Genomic DNA, 16,981 nt, shown 5'->3' on the forward strand with positions numbered 1-16,981 from the left:
TACTGGTCCAGCCCCACCACCACGGCCGACCGCCGCAACTCGGCGACCGCGCGCGGCGCAAGCAGGTCCCGCGCCCCCGGCCCCAACCCGACCACCGCCAGCCTTCCGCGCACCCGCAACCGCGCCACCGCCGCCGTCGCCATGGGCGACTTGACCTTCTGCACCACCAGATCCGCCAACGGCACCCCCGCCCCGCCGTAACGAGCGGCCGCTTCCGCGACCGACGGCGTCCCGGTCTGCGCCGCGACCACCGCCGAAGGATTCGGCACCTCGACGCCCGCCAGGCGCGCCGCCGGATGAAAGACCACCGGCCAGCCCCGGGACCGCGCCGCCTCCAGCAACCCCGCCTCATCCGCCTTCAGATCCACCGACGCGACACGGACCACCGAGCGCGCGCTCAGACCGCCCGCGGCCAACGCGGCATCGATCGTCGCCAGCACCTCCCGCGCGCTCACGCCCCGCGACGCCCCGACGCCGACCACCAGCGACGCCGGACGGTACACCAGCGCCGATCCGGCGCCGCCGACCGGACCGGAAACATCGACCAGATCCGAAACGACGATGCCGGCACCAGCCGGATCCCGCGTCGCCGTCACGTTCGGCGGCAACGCCGGCAGCGGCCAGCGCTCGGCCCCGAAGACCGCCACCGGCTCACCGGAAAGCACCCGCGCGCCGACCGAAGGCAGCAACTCGGGATTCTCCAGCACGAAACCGAGATCGGCGCCGAACGCGTCGAGCGCGGACACCCCGGCCGCGTCGGAAGCGGTCGTGATCACCGGCGTGCAGTCCAACACACCGGCCACACGCTGCGCCAACTCGTTCGCGCCGCGGTGACCTCCAAGCACCGCGACCGCGAACTGCCGCGTCTCATCGACACACACCACCGCAGCGTCACGCGTCTTGTCCCGAAGCACCGGAGCGAGCACCCGCACCGTCGCACCCACCGCCAGAAACGACACGACGGCATCGCACTGAGCGAACGCCGCCCGCAGCGCCTCACCGGCGGAACCGTACCCGTCCGCGTAGACACGCACCTGCTCACCCCACGCCGCCGCCAACGCCGACGACCCCTCGCGCCCAGAGGCCGTCACAGCCACCAACCCGATCACGCGGCACTCCCCCAGACGATGTAAACCGGATTAAGCGCGGCGAAGCGATGCGTTCCGTCCGGCAACGGCACCATCCGCGACGACTGACTCAGCACCCCGCCGACCGCACGGCCATCGGCTTCCAGCGAGCGCGCCACCTCACCCACGCGCTCAACCCCCGCCAACGCGACGACGACCCGCGTCGGCCGGTGCTCCAATGCACCGCGCACGACGTCGATCCCTCCTCCGCCCACGAACACCGCATCGGGCCACGGCAGGTCCGTCAGCACTCCCGGAGCACGACCGCGCACGACCGCGACCTGCACGCCGTGCGCCTCGGCGTTCTCGGCGAGCCGCGCGCACGCATCCGCGTCCTGCTCGACCGCCACCACGGCCGCACCCAGGCGCGCGCACTCGATCCCGACCGAGCCGGAACCCGCGCCCAGATCCCAGACCAGATCGCCGACCCGCGGCGCGAGCCGGGCCAGCACCAGCGCCCGCACCTCCGCCTTGGTGATCTGGCCGTCCCGATGCGCGAACGACTCCTCCCCCAGGGCCCAACCGCCGCAGGCCCCCGGCCAGCCGGCCAGCCACCGCTTACCGCCGGCCCGCCGCGTATCGGGCCGCCCGCCGCCGGCGGCCTGCGGAAGAGAACCGTGCCCCGGCACCGCGACCTGCCGTGGATCCAGGCACAGCACCACATTCGGCTCCGCGAAGCCATCGCGCGCCGCCGCGTCGCCCAGCGTCAGGAACTCCACGCGCTCAGCCGCCGAAACCGGCACGCCTACACCCACCGCCCGACCTTGATCACCGGCCGGGCCCTCCGGGTTGCCGCTTGTTCTGTGGTTGTCGGGTGGTGAGTTGAAATCGTTGGGCCTGTTAATAACCGGTTCTGTGTCTGCGCCGTTGTCCAGGCACTGGGCCACGACCAGAATCCGCTGCACGCCCAGGCCACCGTGCAGCAGTTCCACGGCCAGCCGGCCCGGGCCGGCGCCCGGCGCGGTCAGCACCGCGACCTTCGCGTGCGCGCGGCAGACGTTCGCGGCGCGGCGCAGGTCCCGTCCGTCCCCGCTGCCGTGCGCGCTCACGACCAGCGCGTCGTCCCACGCGACACCGGCCCGGGCGAAAGCCGTGGCTACGGACGAGGTGGCCGGGACAACGCGGTCCGGGTCGAGTCCTGCCTCGGTCAGTGCGCGCAGCACCCCGAAGAATCCCGGGTCTCCCGACGCGAGCACGGCGGCCGGTCCGTCGTGCGCCGCCAGGGCTGCCAGCGCGGGCGCCAGCGGCCCGAGCGTGATCGTCACCCGGCTGTCATCGACCCCTGCGTCGGCACGCAGCCCGAGCGCGTCCAAGTGGCGTGCGCCGCCGACGACCAGCGTCGCCTCGGCCAACGCAGCGCGCGCGCGAGCGGGCAGCGCGCCGCCATCCCAGCCGATGACGGTGATCTTCGCGGCGTTGCGTGCGCTCACGTCGCGTGCCAATCGGAGCTGGCTGCCACGAGGTTCCTGCCTGTGAAGTCCACCAGGGCGGCTCGCGCCCGGACGCGCCCCTCGGTGAACCGCCCTAGCACGTCGGCGACCTGGTCGCACAGCGCGCCGCCACAGGCGCCGAGCGCTGCGGCCTCGTGCCAGACCTCGTAGGCGTGCCGCGCGGTGTTCGCGGCGCTCACCCGCGCGGCCAGCGCCTCGTCCCCGGTCGCGCGCAGGGTGATGTCCGCGAGCACCTCGGTGTCCACGGCCGAACGCGTGTAATGAGTCATCAGGATGCCCGCAGCCAGCTTGGTGAGTTTGCCGATCATGCCGACGAACACGACCTGCGGCACGTCGTGCTCGACGGCCTTGCGCAGGGCCGCGCCGGTGAAGTCGCCTACCTCGACGAAGCTGACCTCGGGCAGCCCGGGCAGCAGCGCCATGGCGCCCTTCTCGGTGCGCCCGCCGGTGCACAGCACCAGCGGCGGCATCGCGGCGCGGTCGCCGCCGGCCTGCGCGGCGAGCACCGCGACGGCCTGTTCCACGGACGCGCGCCACGAGGCGGTGGAGAAGGGCCGCACGATCCCCGTCGTGCCGAGGATCGAGATGCCGCCGAGAATGCCGAGCCTGCGGTTGGTGGTCTTGCGCGCCATGATCTCCCCGCCGGGCACGGAGATCACCACGCGCAGCACCCGCCCGGGCGCGGCGCCCGGCACCGCTGCGCCGCCCGGAAGTGTGTCGAGCGCTTCGCCGAGGGCGCGTTCGATCATCGCCCGTGGCACCGGGTTGATCGCCGGCGCGCCGATCTCCAGGCCGAGGCCGGGTTTCGTCACCACCCCGACGCCTTCGCCGCCCTCGAGCTCGATCCGCGCGCCGGCCAGCCGGATGGCGCCCTGGCCCGCGCCGCCCGTCTCGCGCCAGGAGACGCTCGCGGTCAGATGCGCGCCGTGGGTCACGTCCGGGTCGTCGCCCGCGTCCTTGACCACGACTGCCTGCCAGAGGCCCGGCTTGAGCTGCTCGCAGCGCTCGACCGGGAACGTGACGCGCTGCGTCCACAGTCCGTCCTTGCCCGGCAGCGCCACCTCGACGCCGCGCGCCGGCTCGCCGGAGAGCAGCGCCAGCGCCGCCGCCTTCGCCGCGGCCGCCGAGCACGTCCCGGTGGTCCAGCCGCTGCGCAGCGCCCTGCCGCCGCGCGCCTTCATGGTGCGCGGCAGGTCGGGTTCGCGTAGTTCGCTCACGTCGGGACCCTACTTCGGGTCCGGGCCCGTGGCCTGCCGGGCCTCGACGGCGCGCAGCCGGGCGCGGGCCGCGGGGTCGGCGCGCCGGCGACCGTGGAAATGGCCGGGGTGGTACAGGTGGGAGCGGGTTCCGTGCGCGCCGAGCGCCGGGCCGACCAGGAACAGCGTGTGCTTCCAGAGCTTGCGCGCCTTGACGGTCTGCTCCAGGGTGGCCACGGTGCAGTACGCCAGCTCCTCGTCCGGCCAGGTGGCGCGGGAGGCGACGACGACGGGCGTGTCAGGGCCGTAGCCCCCGGCGAGCAGTTCGGCGGCGAGCTGGCCGGAACGCGCGGCCGAGAGGAAGACCGCCATCGTGGTGCCGTGCGCGGCGAACGAGCGGATCGATTCGCCCGGCGGCATGGGGGTCTTGCCGCCTTCCAGCCGGGTGAGGATCACCGACTGGGCGACCTGCGGGATCGTCAGCTCCCGCTGCGCCAGGGCGGCGACGGCGCTGAAGGCGGAGACACCCGGGACGATCTCGACCTCGAGTCCGAGTTCGCGGGCGCGGTCGAGTTGTTCCTGCACGGCGCCCCACAGCGCGGGGTCGCCGGAGTGTACGCGGGCGACCCGCAGTCCCTCGGCGGCGGCCTTCTCGTAGTAGGGCAGCACGCCCTCGATCGGCAGCGCGGCGGAGTCGACGATGTGCGCGCCGGGCCGCGCGTGCTCCAGGATCTCCTCCTGCACCAGGCTGGAGGCCCAGATGACGATGTCGGCGTCGCCGAGCGCGCGCGCGCCGCGCAGGGTGATCAGGTCGGCGGCGCCCGGCCCGGCGCCGACGAACGTCACCTTGCCGGACCGGCCGGCGGCGGGATGCGAAGTCGCGGAGGGCGACGCAGTCGCTGGCGTCCGCCTCGCCGCGGAAGCCGGCGTGCTGTCGGCGGGCTGTTCGGTCACAGGGCACCTCCGCGGCGACCGCGCGAGGGCGGTGCGATCAGGGTCGTGAAATAGGGGGCGCGGCCGGCTGCGGGCTCGTGCCCGGGTGCGGCGGCGCGGCCGGTGAGCGGGCCGATCGCCTCGCCGGGCAGGCCCAGGTCGGTGCCGACTACCGCGTCCTCGGCGCGGCCGCAGCGGTGGAGCGCCGCGGTCAACGCCTCAAGATGCCGCCCGCCCTTGTACAGCACGACCGTGCCGGGTCCGTCGAGTGCCGCTTCGACGGCAGCGACCGCCGACTGCGCGTCCGGGCCGGTGACCGGCAGCAGCGTCAGCGGTTCCCGGCCCTGCGCGAGCGGAACCCCGGCGCGCGCGGCCAGATCCTGCATCGCGGTGATGCCGGGCACGGTGTGGACACTGACGCGCGGTTCTGACGCGGCGACCGTGTGCGCGAGATAGGTGAAGGTGGAGTACAGGTTCGGGTCGCCGAGCGTCACGAAGGCGATGTGGCGGGCGCCGCCGCGGAACGCTTTCAGGACGCTGCGCCCGGCCTCGTCCCACGCGGCGGTGCGCGCCTCGGTGAGCCCGCCGGTGTCGTCGAGTGCGAAGACGAGCCGCCGTACCTGGACGCCTGCGCCGCCGGTCGCGGCCCGCTCGGCGCGCGAGGGCTTGTCGGGCGCGGTGGTCGGCGCGAAGACGAGGTCTGCTTCGCGCAGGACCCGTACGGCTTTGAGCGTGAGCAGTTCGGGGTCGCCGGGCCCGACGCCGACACCGGTGAGCCGCCACGGGGTCACGGGGTCCATGCGGCCGCCTCCTCGACGATCCGGCGCGCGATCGAGGGCGCCGCGGCCCAGTGCAGATGCAGGTAGGAGGCGTGCACGCGGGCGCCTGCCCGGCCGCCTGCGCGCGCAGCCCCGGCGACGAAACCGTCCGTCCAGGGTGCCGCGGCCTCGCCGGCCTCGCCGCGCCACAGCCACGCGGGTGCCTGCCCGGCCGCCGGCTCGATGCGGGTGCGGTGGAATTCGTGGCCTGCCATGCGCGTCCCGGCGTCGCAGAGCACGCTGTCGGTGGCCGCGACGGCCTCGCGGTAGCCCAGTTTCAGGCGATCGGTCATCGCCGCCGCCGCGGGCAGAACGCCGCACATCGGCGCGCCGTCCAGCGTCTGGGCGAGGTAGAGCAGGCCCGCGCATTCGGCCGCGATGACGCCGCCGTCCTGCGCGAGGCGGCGCACCGCCTCGCGCAGGGGCCGGTTCTCGGACAGTTCGGGCGCGTACACCTCGGGGAACCCGCCGCCGATGACCAGCGCGCGGGTGTCGCCGGGCAGTTTCTCGTCGCGCAGCGGATCGAAAGGGACCACCTGCGCCCCGGCCGCCGCGAGAAGTTCGGCGTGCTCGGCGTACGCGAACGTGAACGCGGCGCCGGAAGCGATCGCCACGACCGGCGCGAGAGCCGGGGCCGGGGCCTCGCCGCCTGGCCCGGGTCTCGCCGCGCCGACGGCGGCCCGCGGACTCCACGCTCTGGCCGGCAGCGCCGCCGCATCCCGCGCGATGCGTTCGACCGCGTCCAGGTCGATGGCGGATTTGACCAGTTCGGCCAGCGCGTCCACGGCGGCGACCGACTCGGGGGCGCGCTCGGCGACCGGGACGAGGCCCAGGTGCCGGGAGGGGGCGCTCACAGCCGCGCTGCGGTGCAGGCTGCCCAGCAGCGGCACGCCGATGCCGTCGAGCGCCTCGGCCAGGATCGCGCGGTGCCGGTCGGAGCCGACCCGGTTGAGGATCACCCCGGCGATGCGCAGCGCCGGATCGAAGGACCGGAAGCCGTGCACGAGGGCCGCCACGGATCTGCCCTGCGCGGTGGCGTCCACCACGAGGATCACCGGCGCGCCGATCAGGTGCGCGACGTGCGCCGTGGATGCGAACTCGCCGCGCCCGACCGCGCCGTCGTACAGGCCCATGACGCCCTCGACGATCGCGAGGTCCGCGCCCTGGGCGCCGTGCGCGAACAGGTCGCGGACGCGTTCCTCCCCGACGAGGAAGGGGTCCAGGTTGCGGCCGGGCGCGCCCGCGGCCAGTGCGTGGTAACCGGGGTCGATGTAATCCGGGCCGACCTTGAACGGTGCCACCCGGCGTCCCGCGCGCGTGAGCGCCGCGATCAGGCCCGTGGCGACGGTCGTCTTGCCGTGTCCGGAAGCGGGCGCGGCGATGACGACGCGGGGGATCACCACTCGATCCCCCGCTGCCCCTTCTGCCCGGCGTCCATCGGGTGCTTGACCTTGGTCATCTCGGTGACCAGGTCGGCGGCGTCGAGCAGTTCCGGCGCCGCGTCGCGTCCGGTGACCACGACGTGCTGGGCGCCGGGTCGCTCGCGCAGCACCTCGACGACCTCCTTGACGTCCACCCAGCCCCACTTGATCGGGTAGGTGAATTCGTCGAGCAGGTAGAGCCGGTAGGTCTCGGCGGCCAGGTCCTGCTTGATCCGCTCCCAGCCGGCGCGCGCGTTCTCGGCCTGCATATCAGGGTCGGAATGCAGGTCCCGCGCGGTGTCCGGCCCCGCGGGGCGACCCGCGTTCCCCCGAAGCCACGACCAGCCCTCGCCCATCTTGTGCCAGGTGACCGGCGCGCCCTGGCCGGTCTGCTCGTGCAGCGCGCCGAGGGTCTTGAACGCCGGCTCCTCGCCGATCCTCCACTTGGCGGACTTGACGAACTGGAACACCCCGATCGGCCATCCGGCGTTCCAGGCGCGCAGTGCCAGGCCGAAGGCCGCGGTGGTCTTGCCCTTGCCGTGTCCGGTGTGCACGATCAGCAGCGGCCGGTTGCGGCGCTGACGGGTGGTCAGGCCGTCTTCGGGCACGTAGAGCGGCTGTCCTTGGGGCATGGTGGTCAGGCCGCCTTTCGCGCGGTGTCGCCGGGGGCCGGCGGATCGAGTGGGGTGCGCGGCGGCAGCGGGTCGAGCGAGGCGCGCACGGTCGCCGCCAGCGCGTCCGGGTGCCCGCCCGCGGCGAGGTCGGCCATCGGCACGTGCCGGCCGCCGAGTTCCACGGCGAGCCGGGCGGCCAGGCCGAGCCGGACCGGTCCGGCTTCGCAGTCCACGACGATCGACGCGATGCGGGAGGTGTACAGGTGCGAGGCGACGCGCCGGACCTCGTTCTGCGCGCGCCGCACTTCGGCGCCGGCGCCGCCCGGTGCGGTGGTGGCACCGGTGGCCCGGCCGTCCGTGACGATGACGAGCAGTGGTCGGCGGCGCGGGTCGCGCAGTCGCTCGAGACGCACCACCTCGGCGGCGGTGAGCAGCCCGGCGGCCAGGGGGGTGCGGCCCCCGGTCGGCAGGGCGCGCAGCCGTGCGGCCGCGGCCTCGACCGAGGTGGTCGGCGGCAGCGCGACGTCGGCGCCGTCGCCGCGGAAGGTGACCATGCCGACCTTGTCGCGGCGCTGGTAGGCGTCGAGCAGCAGGGAGAGCACGGCGCCCTTCACCGCGGTCATGCGCGCCCGCGCAGCCATCGAGCCGGATGCGTCGACGACGAAGAGCACGAGGTTTCCCTCGCGGTCGCGGCGGACCGGTGTGCGCAGGTCCTCGGCGCGCAAGACGAGCGGTCCGCCCGTGCGGCCGCGCGCGGCCTGGTGCGCCGCGGCGGCGCGGACGGTCGCCGGCAGGTGCAGCGATGAGACGGCGCGGTGCGGGGTCTCGGCGCCGACCGTTCGGCCGCGTCCCGTCGAGCGGCCCGCGGATCGGCGGCCGGGCACGCCCTCACCGACGCCTGGGACGCAGTAGAGCCGGGTGCGGTAAGGGTCGGCGGGTGCGACTGCCGTCTGTTCGGGCGTGGGACGCGAGGAAGTGGCGGCAGCAGCGAGCGCCGGCTGCTCCCCCGTCGAGTCGGGCGCGTCGCCTCCGGTTTCGCTCCTGGTCGTGCCGTCTTGTTGGTGCGTCGTGCTCGCGTCCGCAGGCCGGTCGGGTGGCTGCTGGTTCGGCGGCTGCCCGGCACTGTTGGGCCTGTTAACATCGTCGGCTGCATCGGGTGACACGCCGCCGCCGCCGGGGCCGTCGGGCTCGGGCTCGGGCTCGTCGCCGTCCTCGTCGCGAAGCGCCTCGTCGAGCTTGTCCTCGTCCAGGCCGGGGGCGTCGAACGGGTTACGTCGGCGCCGGTGCGGGAGCGCGAGCCGGGCAGCGTCGCGCACGTCGGCCGCCGTGACGGCCGGCCGGCCGTGCCAGGCGGCGAGCGCGATGGCCGCGCGCGCGGTCACCAGGTCGGCGCGCATGCCGTCGACTTCGAAGGCCGCGCACACCCGCGCGATGCGCTCCAGTTCGATGTCCGGCAGGGTGACCGAGCCGAGCGCGGCGCGCGCCGCCGCGATCCGCTCCCCCACCGCGCGGTCGGCGTCAGCCCAGGCCGCGGCGAACCCGGCCGGGTCCGCCTCGTAGGCCAGGCGGCGGCGCACGATCTCGGCGCGCTGCCTGGGTTCGCGGCTCGCGGCGACCTCGACGGCCAGGCCGAAGCGGTCCAGCAACTGCGGCCGCAGTTCGCCTTCCTCGGGGTTCATCGTGCCGACGAGGATGAACCGGGCCGCGTGCCGCACCGAGACCCCGTCGCGCTCGACGTGCGCAACGCCCATCGCGGCGGCGTCCAGCAGCACGTCGACGAGGTGGTCGGGCAGCAGGTTGACCTCGTCGACGTAGAGCATGCCGCGGTGCGCCGCGGCCAGCAGTCCCGGCTGGAACGCGGCGACGCCGTGGCCGAGCGCGCGTTCGAGGTCCAGCGAGCCGGTCAGCCGGTCTTCGGACGCGCCGACCGGCAGTTCGACCAGGCGAGCGCGGCGAAACTGGCTGGTCGCGTCCGGTTGGTGCGGTCCGTCCGGGCATCGGGCGTCGGGCGCGGCCGGGTCGCAGGCGAAGCGGCAGTTGAGCACGACGCCGACGCGCGGCAGTACCGCGGCGAGCGCGCGCACGAGGGTGGATTTCGCGGTCCCTTTCTCGCCGCGCGCCAGCACGCCGCCGACGCCGGGGTGGATCGCGTTGAGGATCAGTGCGAGCCGCAGGCCTTCCTGGCCGAGCACGGCCGAGAACGGGTAGTGCGGGTCGGCCGATGGCGCTGGTGCGGATGCTCCGGCGTGCGGGGACGCTGTTTGAACGGAGTCCGCCGCGGATGACGCGGCAACGGCCACAGTGGGGTGCCTTCCTTCTCCCGGGAGCCCACGCCCGATCGAGCAAGCTGACGGACGGCCGGGAGTTCCTGACTCGCGCGGCGCTCCCGGCGACTGACCGGGTCACGCTGCGCTCACAGTGGCGGGACCGCTCCGGACTGGACCCTTGCGAGCAGCGGACAGGCCGCTCGCTGCGGGCCGCACCGGATTCCTCCGTGACCGTCGGCCTAGAGCATAGCCGTATGGCGGTGCGGGCTTGACGCGGACCAGGGGCCGGCTACTTCTCCCAGGTCAGCCAGTCCTCGGTCGGAATCTCGACGCCGAAGGGCTCCGGCAGCGTGATCGTCTCGCCGAACTTCCACCGCTGCTCGTCGAGATAAAGGCCGCGTGCCGGGTTCGGCTCCGAGTACAGGGTCGCTAGAGCCTTGTTCGGCGCGCGGTCGACGAGCAGGTAGAACTCGACCTCTTCGTGGGCGTATCCGTTCCACTTGGTCGGTCTCGCGCGCTGGCGTCCCGGTTCACGGTCGTCCGCCGCAGTCGCCTTCGAGGTGATCTCGACCACCAAGCCGACCTGGTCGGCCGTCAGATTGCGCAGGCGTTGCCGCGCGGCCGCCTCGAAAACGTCCGCATTCAAGACGACCAGGTCGGGAATGTACCCGTCGCCGATGCGCGGCAGGTTGAAATCGACGACCTGGACGGTACGCCAAGGGAAATCGGCGTCCAGTATCCGGCGGCGGCTAAACGCCTCCTGGATGTCGCTGATGATGAAAGCGTGGTCTACGAGGGGCCCGGGAGACACGACGATCTCGCCTCCAATGATCTCGACGCGAGTTCTCTTGTCGTCGGGGATGCTGAGCTCCTCCATCAGCCGCCCCTCGACCCACAGATCGTGGGCCGGTTCGGAGAGCAAGAGGTGCTGGTGCAGCATCGCCGGTACTCCCACGGCACGCCTCCTGTTCGCTTTCGCCGAGCGCGACCCGCCGCGATGCGGGCTCTTTCTCAGCGTAGCCGGGTGCATGGTGATCGTGGTCATGACGATCACGATAGGGAGCGCTAATGAGTGCGAACGCGATTCTTGAGCAAGATCACTGAATCGGGTGAACGTTCGCCCATTGCGCCACCCCTGCAACGACGATCCGCGCGACGCCGCAGCTACGCCCCTTCCAGGTCGCCCTCCAGCTCATAGGGGGCTTCTCGTACATGGCGGGTTTCTCATACATTCGAGCGCAGTCGTACGGGGCGCGGGCTTGGCCGGACCATCGGCTGGCTACTTCTGCCAAGGGCGCCACACGTCGGTCGGGATCTCGACCCGAAAGGGCTCCGGCAGAACTATCGTTTCGCCGAACGCCCAGTGCTTCTCCGTTTGGTAGACGCCGTCCGGCAGATACGGATCGGTGAAGAGCGACACGCGCGCCACGCTTGGCGCGCGATCGACGAGCAGATAGAACGGGACGCCCTCATGCGCATAGCCGTTCCACTTCGTCCGGTGCTCGGCGTCGGCAGCCGGTACCCGGTCGTTGGTCGCGGTGGACCTCGACGTGATCTCCACCACCATGGCGATCTGCTCGGCTACGAGATTGCGCGCACTCTCGTTCGCGGGATCGTCATACTCCTCGTTCGACATGACGATCAGGTCCGGGATGTAGCCGTCACCGACGTGCCGGAGATCGAAATCCATCCCCTGCACGGCCTGCCACAAGAACTCAGGATTCGAATTCTCCGACCTGTTGAACGCCTTCTGGATCTGTGTGGCGATCTTGACGTGATGGAATAGCGGCCCGGGAGACACGAAGATCTCGCCCCCAACGATCTCGACACGAGTTCTCTTGTCGTCCGGGATGCCGAGTGCTTCAAGGAGACGGCCTTCGACCCAGAGGTCGTAAGCGCGGCCCGGGAGGGTGTAGTGAGCGATCGCCGGAACTCCCACGTCGCGCCTCCTGTCGGCTGAGCGGCCAGCGTCCCTGTGCGGGCGCCTGCTCAGCGTAGCCGGGTGCATGGTGATCGTGGTCATGACGATCACGATAGGGAGCGCTAATGAGTGCGAACGCGATTCTTGAGCAAGATCACTGAATCGGGTGAACGTTCGCCCATTGCGCCACCCCTGCAACGACGATCCGCGCGACGCCGCAGCTACGCCCCTTCCAGGTCACCCTCCAACTCCAGGTAGACCTCACGGAGCCGGTCGAGCGTGTCCGGATCGGGCGCCGACCACAGCTTTCGCTCGGCAGCCTCCAACAGACGCTCGGCGACGCCGCGCAGCGCCCACGGGTTCGAGCGGCGCATGAACTCGGCGTTCGTCTCGTCGAAGACGTACGCGGCGGCGAGTTTCTCGTACATCCAGTCGTCGACCACGCCGGCCGTCGCGTCGTAGCCGAACAGGTAATCAACCGTCGCGGCCAGCTCGAACGCGCCCTTGTAGCCGTGCCGCTGCATCGCCGCGATCCACTTCGGGTTGACCACGCGGGAACGGAAGACCCGGTGCGTCTCCTCGGCAAGGGTTCGGGTCTTGACCGTGTCGGGCACCGCCGAGTCCCCGACGTACGCCGCCGGGGACGAGCCGGTCAGGGCTCGCACATACGCGACCATGCCGCCGTGGTACTGGAAGTAGTCGTCCGAGTCGACGATGTCGTGCTCGCGGGTGTCCTGGTTCTTCGCCGCCGCCTCGATGCGGCGGAACGCGGCGTCCATGTCGGCGCGCGCCTCGCGGCCGTCGAGGTCGCGGCCGTAGGCGTAACCGCCCCACACGGCGAACACCTCGGCCAGGTCCGCGTCGCTGCTCCAGTTGCGCGCGTCGATCAGCGGGAGCAGACCCGCGCCGTACGCGCCGGGCTTCGAGCCGAAGATGCGGGTCGTGGCGCGGCGGCGGTCACCGTGCGCGGCCTGGTCGGCGTCGGCGTGCGCCTTGACGTGGTTGACCTCGGCCGGTTCGTCGAGGTCTGCCACGGCCCGGATCGCATCGTCGATCAGGGCGACCACGTGCGGGAAGGCATCGCGGAAGAACCCTGAGATGCGCACGGTGACGTCGACGCGCGGGCGGCCGAGCCGTTCGGGCGCGACGATCTCGAACCCGGTGACGCGGCGGGACGCGTCGTCCCACACCGGTTCGACGCCGAGCAGCGCCAGGATCTCGGCGATGTCGTCGCCCTGGGTGCGCATCGCGCTGGTGCCCCAGACGGTGATGCCGACGGAGCGCGGGTAGTCGCCGGTGTCGGCGAGATGCCGGGCGAGCAGCGACTCGGCGAGCGCGCGGCCCACGTCCCAGGCGTTGCGCGAGGGAATGGCCTTGGGGTCGACCGAGTAGAAGTTGCGGCCCGTCGGCAGGACGCTGACCAGGCCGCGCGTCGGCGAGCCGGAAGGCCCGGCCGGGACGTACCGGCCGTCGAGGGCGCGCAGCAGGTTGCCGATCTCGTCGGTGGTGCGGCGCAGCCGGGGGACCACCTCGCGGGCGGCGAAGCGCAGCACCGCGGCGACGTCCGGTGTGAGCGTCTCGGCCGCGCCGACCGCGCCCGCGCTGCCTGCGGCGCCCGCGCGGTCGAGCGCGTCGAGGTCCCAGTGCGCGGCGGCCAGCGCCTCGATCAGGCCCCTGGCTTGGGCTTCGAGCTCGTCGACGTGCCGCGGGTCGCTCTCCGCGTCCTCGGGCAGGCCGCGGGCGGCGGCCAGGGCGCGGCGCAGGCCGGGCAGCGCTCCCCCGCGCCCTTCGAAGCCTGCGGTACCGCCGAAGACCTGCCGGGCGCGCACGATCGCGAGCACGTCGTTGACCAGTTCGTCGCCCTCGGGCGCCCGGCCGAGGACGTGCAGTCCGTCGCGGATCTGCACGTCCTTGATCTCGCACAGATAGCCGTCGATGTGCAGGACGAAGTCGTCGAACTCCTCCTCTCCGGGCATCAGCTCCCGGTGAAGGTCGTGGTGCAGCTGCGCGGCCGTGACCAGTTCCCAGATCTGGGCGCGCAGCACCGGCGTCTTGGCCGGGTCGAGCGCCTGCACGGTCGCGTACTCGTCGAGCAGTTGCTCCAGCCGGGCCAGGTCGCCGTAGGAGTCGGCGCGGGCCATCGGCGGGATGAGGTGGTCGACGACCGTGGCGTGCGCGCGGCGCTTGGCCTGTGTCCCCTCACCGGGGTCGTTGACGATGAAGGGGTAGACCAGCGGCAGGTCGCCCAGGACCGCGTCGGGGGCGCACGAGGCGGACAGGCCCAGGCCCTTGCCCGGCAGCCACTCCAGGGTGCCGTGCTTGCCCAGGTGCACCAGGGCGTCGGCGCCGAAGCCGCCCTCGGACGCGGGCGCGGCCAGCCAGCGGTAGGCGGCCAGGTAGTGGTGGCTCGGCGGCAGGTCGGGGTCGTGGTAGATGGCGACCGGATTCTCGCCGAAGCCGCGCGGCGGCTGGATCATCAGCACGACGTTGCCGAAGGTGAGGCTCGCCAGCACGATCTGCGGGCCGGCGGGGTCGGTGTCGTCGACGTAGAGGGAACCGGGCGGCTCGCCCCAGTGCTCGCGGATCGCCTCGTTCAGCTCGGCGGGCAGCGCGGCGAACCAGCGTTCGTAGTCGGCGAGCGGCACGCGCGCGGTGGCGGTGGCCAGCTGCTCGGCGGTGAGCCATTCCACGTCGTGGCCGCCGGCGGCGATCAGCGAGTGGATGAGCGTGTCACCGTCCTGAGGGAAGGCGTCCACCGTGTAACCGGCCTCGCACATAGCCGACAGGAGCCGCACGGCCGAGGCGGGCGTGTCCAAGCCGACGGCGTTGCCGATGCGCGCGTGCTTCGTCGGGTAGGAGGACAGCAGCACGGCGATGCGCTTGTCGCCGCTGGGTTTGCGTGACAGCGCGGCGTGCCGGGCTGCGATGCCGGCGACCCGGGCCGCACGTTCGGGGTCTGCGACGTACACCGCGATGCCGTCCGCGTCGTGCTGCTTGAACGAGAACGGGACGCTGATCAGGCGGCCGTCGAACTCGGGGATGGCGACCTGCATCGCGGCGTCCATCGGCGAGAGCGCCGCGTTCGAGTCCTGCCAAACCTCGCGCGCGGTGGTGAGGCAGAGTCCTTGGATGACGGGCACGCCCAGTTCCGCGAGCGCGCCGACGTCCCAGGCGTCCTCGTCGCCGCCGGCCGAGGCGTCGGCCGCCACCGCTCCCCCGGCCGCCAGCACGGTCACGATCAGCGCGTCGCAGCCGTCCAGCAGCTCTTTGAGTCCCGCGTTGTCCTGCTCGCCCAGCGAACGCAGCGAGGCGCAGTACACCGGCCGCGGCTGCGCCCCGGCGGCGTCGAGAGCGTCGCAGAGCGTTTCGACGAACGCGGTGTTTCCGGACAGCTCGTGCGCCCGGTAGTAGATCACCCCGACGGTCGGGCGGTCGGCGTCCGAGGGCCGCCGCCGGCCGTGGGCGCCGGCGTGGAACTCGGCATGGACGTCGGCGCGGCCGTGCACGCCGTAGAGCGGCGTGACCTGGGGAGCGCGCGGTTGCGCGGCCGGATCGTGCAGGACGGTGGCGTACAGATACTCGGCCAGCCGCGCGAGGTTCTCCGGCCCCCCGGCGAGCAGGTAGTCGGAGGCGGCGGTGACGACGGCGAGCGGCGCGGACGAGAGCGCCATCAGATCGGCGTCGGGCGTGGCCTCGCCGCCGAGGGCGATGGTCGGCAGGCCGGCTCGGGCCAGCGCCGCGAGACCGTCCTCCCATACGCGCGCGCCGCCCAGGAGCCGGACGAGCGCGATACTCGCGCCGTCGAGCAGCGCGGGCAGTTCGGCGGGCGTGATGCGCGCCGGGTTGGCCACCCGGTAGGCGGCGCGGGGGGCGCCGTGCGCGGCCGGCAGCGCGGCGGCGGCTCGGGCGGCCAGCAGATCGGTGTCGGCGGTGGAGACCAACAGGATCGTCGCGGGCGCCGGGCGCTCGCCGGTGGGGGCTGGCACGGCGGGGGGGTCCACGGGCACGATGCGGGCGCCGCCTTTCGCGTCTATGCAACGGTTCGCGCACGCGCGCATCAGGGTCCGAACGCGCATGCGGGAGTCCGGCGGGCTGGAGGCCGGTTGACCCCGCCGCCACCGGCGAAACGCCAGCCTACCGCCCTGGCTTCGTTATCTGATCGTCACCTTTCGGTCGCCACCTGGTCACCGGCCAATACGGTGAAAGCATGATCGTTGGTGTTAGGTTCGCACTGTGGCTATCCATCAGGCCGCAGAACTCGGCTACCAGCGCGCCGCGGCGGACTACGAACGCGTCCGCCCGTCATACCCGACCCGTTCCCTGGCCGTGCTCGCCGACGCGCTCGACCTGCGCGCCGGCCGATGCGTGGCCGAGGTGGGTGCGGGTACCGGCAAGTTCACCCGGCTGCTGGCGCTGACCGGCGCGCGGGTGGTGGCGGTGGAGCCGGTGGCGGCGATGCGGGTGCGGCTGGCCGAACTGCTGCCGCAGGTGGAGACGGTGGACGGCCTCGCGGAGGCGACGGGTCTGCCGGACGGCGCGGTGGACGCCGTGGTGGCGGCGCAGGCCTGGCACTGGTTCGACCCGTCGGCCGCGATGGCTGAGGTGGAGCGGATCACGCACCGGCGCGGGCGGCTCGGGCTGGTGTGGAACACACTGGACGAGACGGTGCCGTGGGTGGCGGAGTACTCCAAGATCTACCGGCAGTGGCGCACCGAGGCGGTGCCCGGGCACCGGGACGGGCGGTGGCGCCGGTTCTTCGACGCTCTGGCGGGCTGGACGCCGCTGGCCGCCGAGCATGTGCCGAACCCGTACGTGACGGACCGCGACGGCGTCCTCGGCCAGGCGCTGACCTCCAGCATGATCAGCACCCTGGACGCGGACAGCCGCGACCAGGTGCGCCGGGAGCTTGAGGCGGTGCTCGACCGGCACGAGGCGAGCAGCGGCGACCGGATCGAGATCCCGTACGTGACGGACGTCTACTGGACGAGCCGGGTCTGAGCGAGACCGAACCGAACGCCGTGCGCGACGTCGCGATCCTCTCAGCCCAGAGGGCGTTCGGTGTACCGGCGGATCGTGCCGCCCTGCTCGCGATGGCTGCGTGGTCGGTGCCGTCCAGCGCGAAGTAACGCAGCGCGGTGGATCGGGCTTCTATCGAGTCCGATGACAGCCGTTCGCCCCAGCGATATCGTGCACTTGGCTGGGTGGAGGGGAATCGGGGGGCCCGGCCAGGGGG

General features: G+C 72.9%; 12 protein-coding genes. 1 reads left to right on the top strand and 11 read right to left on the bottom strand.

The features are described from left to right. The 11 genes from KGA66_RS23630 to cobN all read right to left on the bottom strand — a co-directional run. On the bottom strand, positions 1 to 1,109 hold a 1,109-nt coding region (locus tag KGA66_RS23630), incomplete at its 3' end, for a cobalt-precorrin 5A hydrolase (RefSeq protein WP_211470754.1). Next, positions 1,106 to 2,557: a precorrin-6y C5,15-methyltransferase (decarboxylating) subunit CbiE gene (gene cbiE / locus KGA66_RS23635; RefSeq protein ID WP_211470756.1), complete on the bottom strand. Its 1,452-nt coding sequence runs from the start codon at positions 2,555 to 2,557 to the stop codon at positions 1,106 to 1,108. The genes KGA66_RS23630 and cbiE, both read right to left, overlap by 4 nt. Beyond that, positions 2,554 to 3,759: a cobalt-precorrin-5B (C(1))-methyltransferase gene (locus KGA66_RS23640; RefSeq protein WP_246508456.1), complete on the bottom strand. Its 1,206-nt coding sequence runs from the start codon at positions 3,757 to 3,759 to the stop codon at positions 2,554 to 2,556. The genes cbiE and KGA66_RS23640 overlap by 4 nt, the downstream gene beginning before the upstream one ends. 45 nt (positions 3,760 to 3,804) lie before the next feature. Continuing rightward, on the bottom strand, positions 3,805 to 4,620 hold the full coding sequence (cobM, locus tag KGA66_RS23645) for a precorrin-4 C(11)-methyltransferase (RefSeq protein ID WP_211470760.1): 816 nt from the start codon (positions 4,618 to 4,620) through the stop codon (positions 3,805 to 3,807). Positions 4,621 to 4,724: 104 nt separating this feature from the next. After that, positions 4,725 to 5,507, bottom strand: a complete 783-nt coding sequence (gene cobI / locus KGA66_RS23650) for a precorrin-2 C(20)-methyltransferase (RefSeq protein ID WP_211470762.1) — start codon at positions 5,505 to 5,507, stop codon at positions 4,725 to 4,727. Continuing rightward, positions 5,495 to 6,928 (bottom strand): cobyrinic acid a,c-diamide synthase CobB, encoded by a 1,434-nt coding sequence (locus KGA66_RS23655; RefSeq protein ID WP_211470765.1) that lies wholly within the window; start codon positions 6,926 to 6,928, stop codon positions 5,495 to 5,497. The genes cobI and KGA66_RS23655 overlap by 13 nt, the downstream gene beginning before the upstream one ends. Further along, positions 6,922 to 7,578: a cob(I)yrinic acid a,c-diamide adenosyltransferase gene (gene cobO, locus KGA66_RS23660; protein WP_211470767.1), complete on the bottom strand. Its 657-nt coding sequence runs from the start codon at positions 7,576 to 7,578 to the stop codon at positions 6,922 to 6,924. Before cobO ends, KGA66_RS23655 begins: the two co-directional genes overlap by 7 nt. A gap of 5 nt (positions 7,579 to 7,583) precedes the next feature. Beyond that, positions 7,584 to 9,752: a VWA domain-containing protein gene (locus tag KGA66_RS23665; protein WP_369015946.1), complete on the bottom strand. Its 2,169-nt coding sequence runs from the start codon at positions 9,750 to 9,752 to the stop codon at positions 7,584 to 7,586. A 364-nt stretch (positions 9,753 to 10,116) separates the two neighbouring features. Next, entirely contained in the window at positions 10,117 to 10,872 is a 756-nt protein-coding gene (locus KGA66_RS23670; RefSeq protein ID WP_211470771.1) for a Uma2 family endonuclease, read from the bottom strand. Between the two features lie 234 nt (positions 10,873 to 11,106). After that, on the bottom strand, positions 11,107 to 11,850 hold the full coding sequence (locus KGA66_RS23675; protein ID WP_211470773.1) for a Uma2 family endonuclease: 744 nt from the start codon (positions 11,848 to 11,850) through the stop codon (positions 11,107 to 11,109). Positions 11,851 to 11,969: 119 nt separating this feature from the next. Next, on the bottom strand, positions 11,970 to 15,734 hold the full coding sequence (gene cobN / locus KGA66_RS23680; protein WP_312887047.1) for a cobaltochelatase subunit CobN: 3,765 nt from the start codon (positions 15,732 to 15,734) through the stop codon (positions 11,970 to 11,972). Between the two features lie 247 nt (positions 15,735 to 15,981). Here cobN and KGA66_RS23685 point away from each other — a divergent pair, with 247 nt between their 5' ends. Continuing rightward, positions 15,982 to 16,746: a class I SAM-dependent methyltransferase gene (locus KGA66_RS23685; RefSeq protein WP_211470776.1), complete on the top strand. Its 765-nt coding sequence runs from the start codon at positions 15,982 to 15,984 to the stop codon at positions 16,744 to 16,746. Positions 16,747 to 16,981 lie beyond the last annotated feature (235 nt).

Origin of the sequence: Actinocrinis puniceicyclus (assembly GCF_018283645.1) — a bacterium.
GTDB lineage: Bacteria > Actinomycetota > Actinomycetes > Streptomycetales > Catenulisporaceae > Actinocrinis > Actinocrinis puniceicyclus.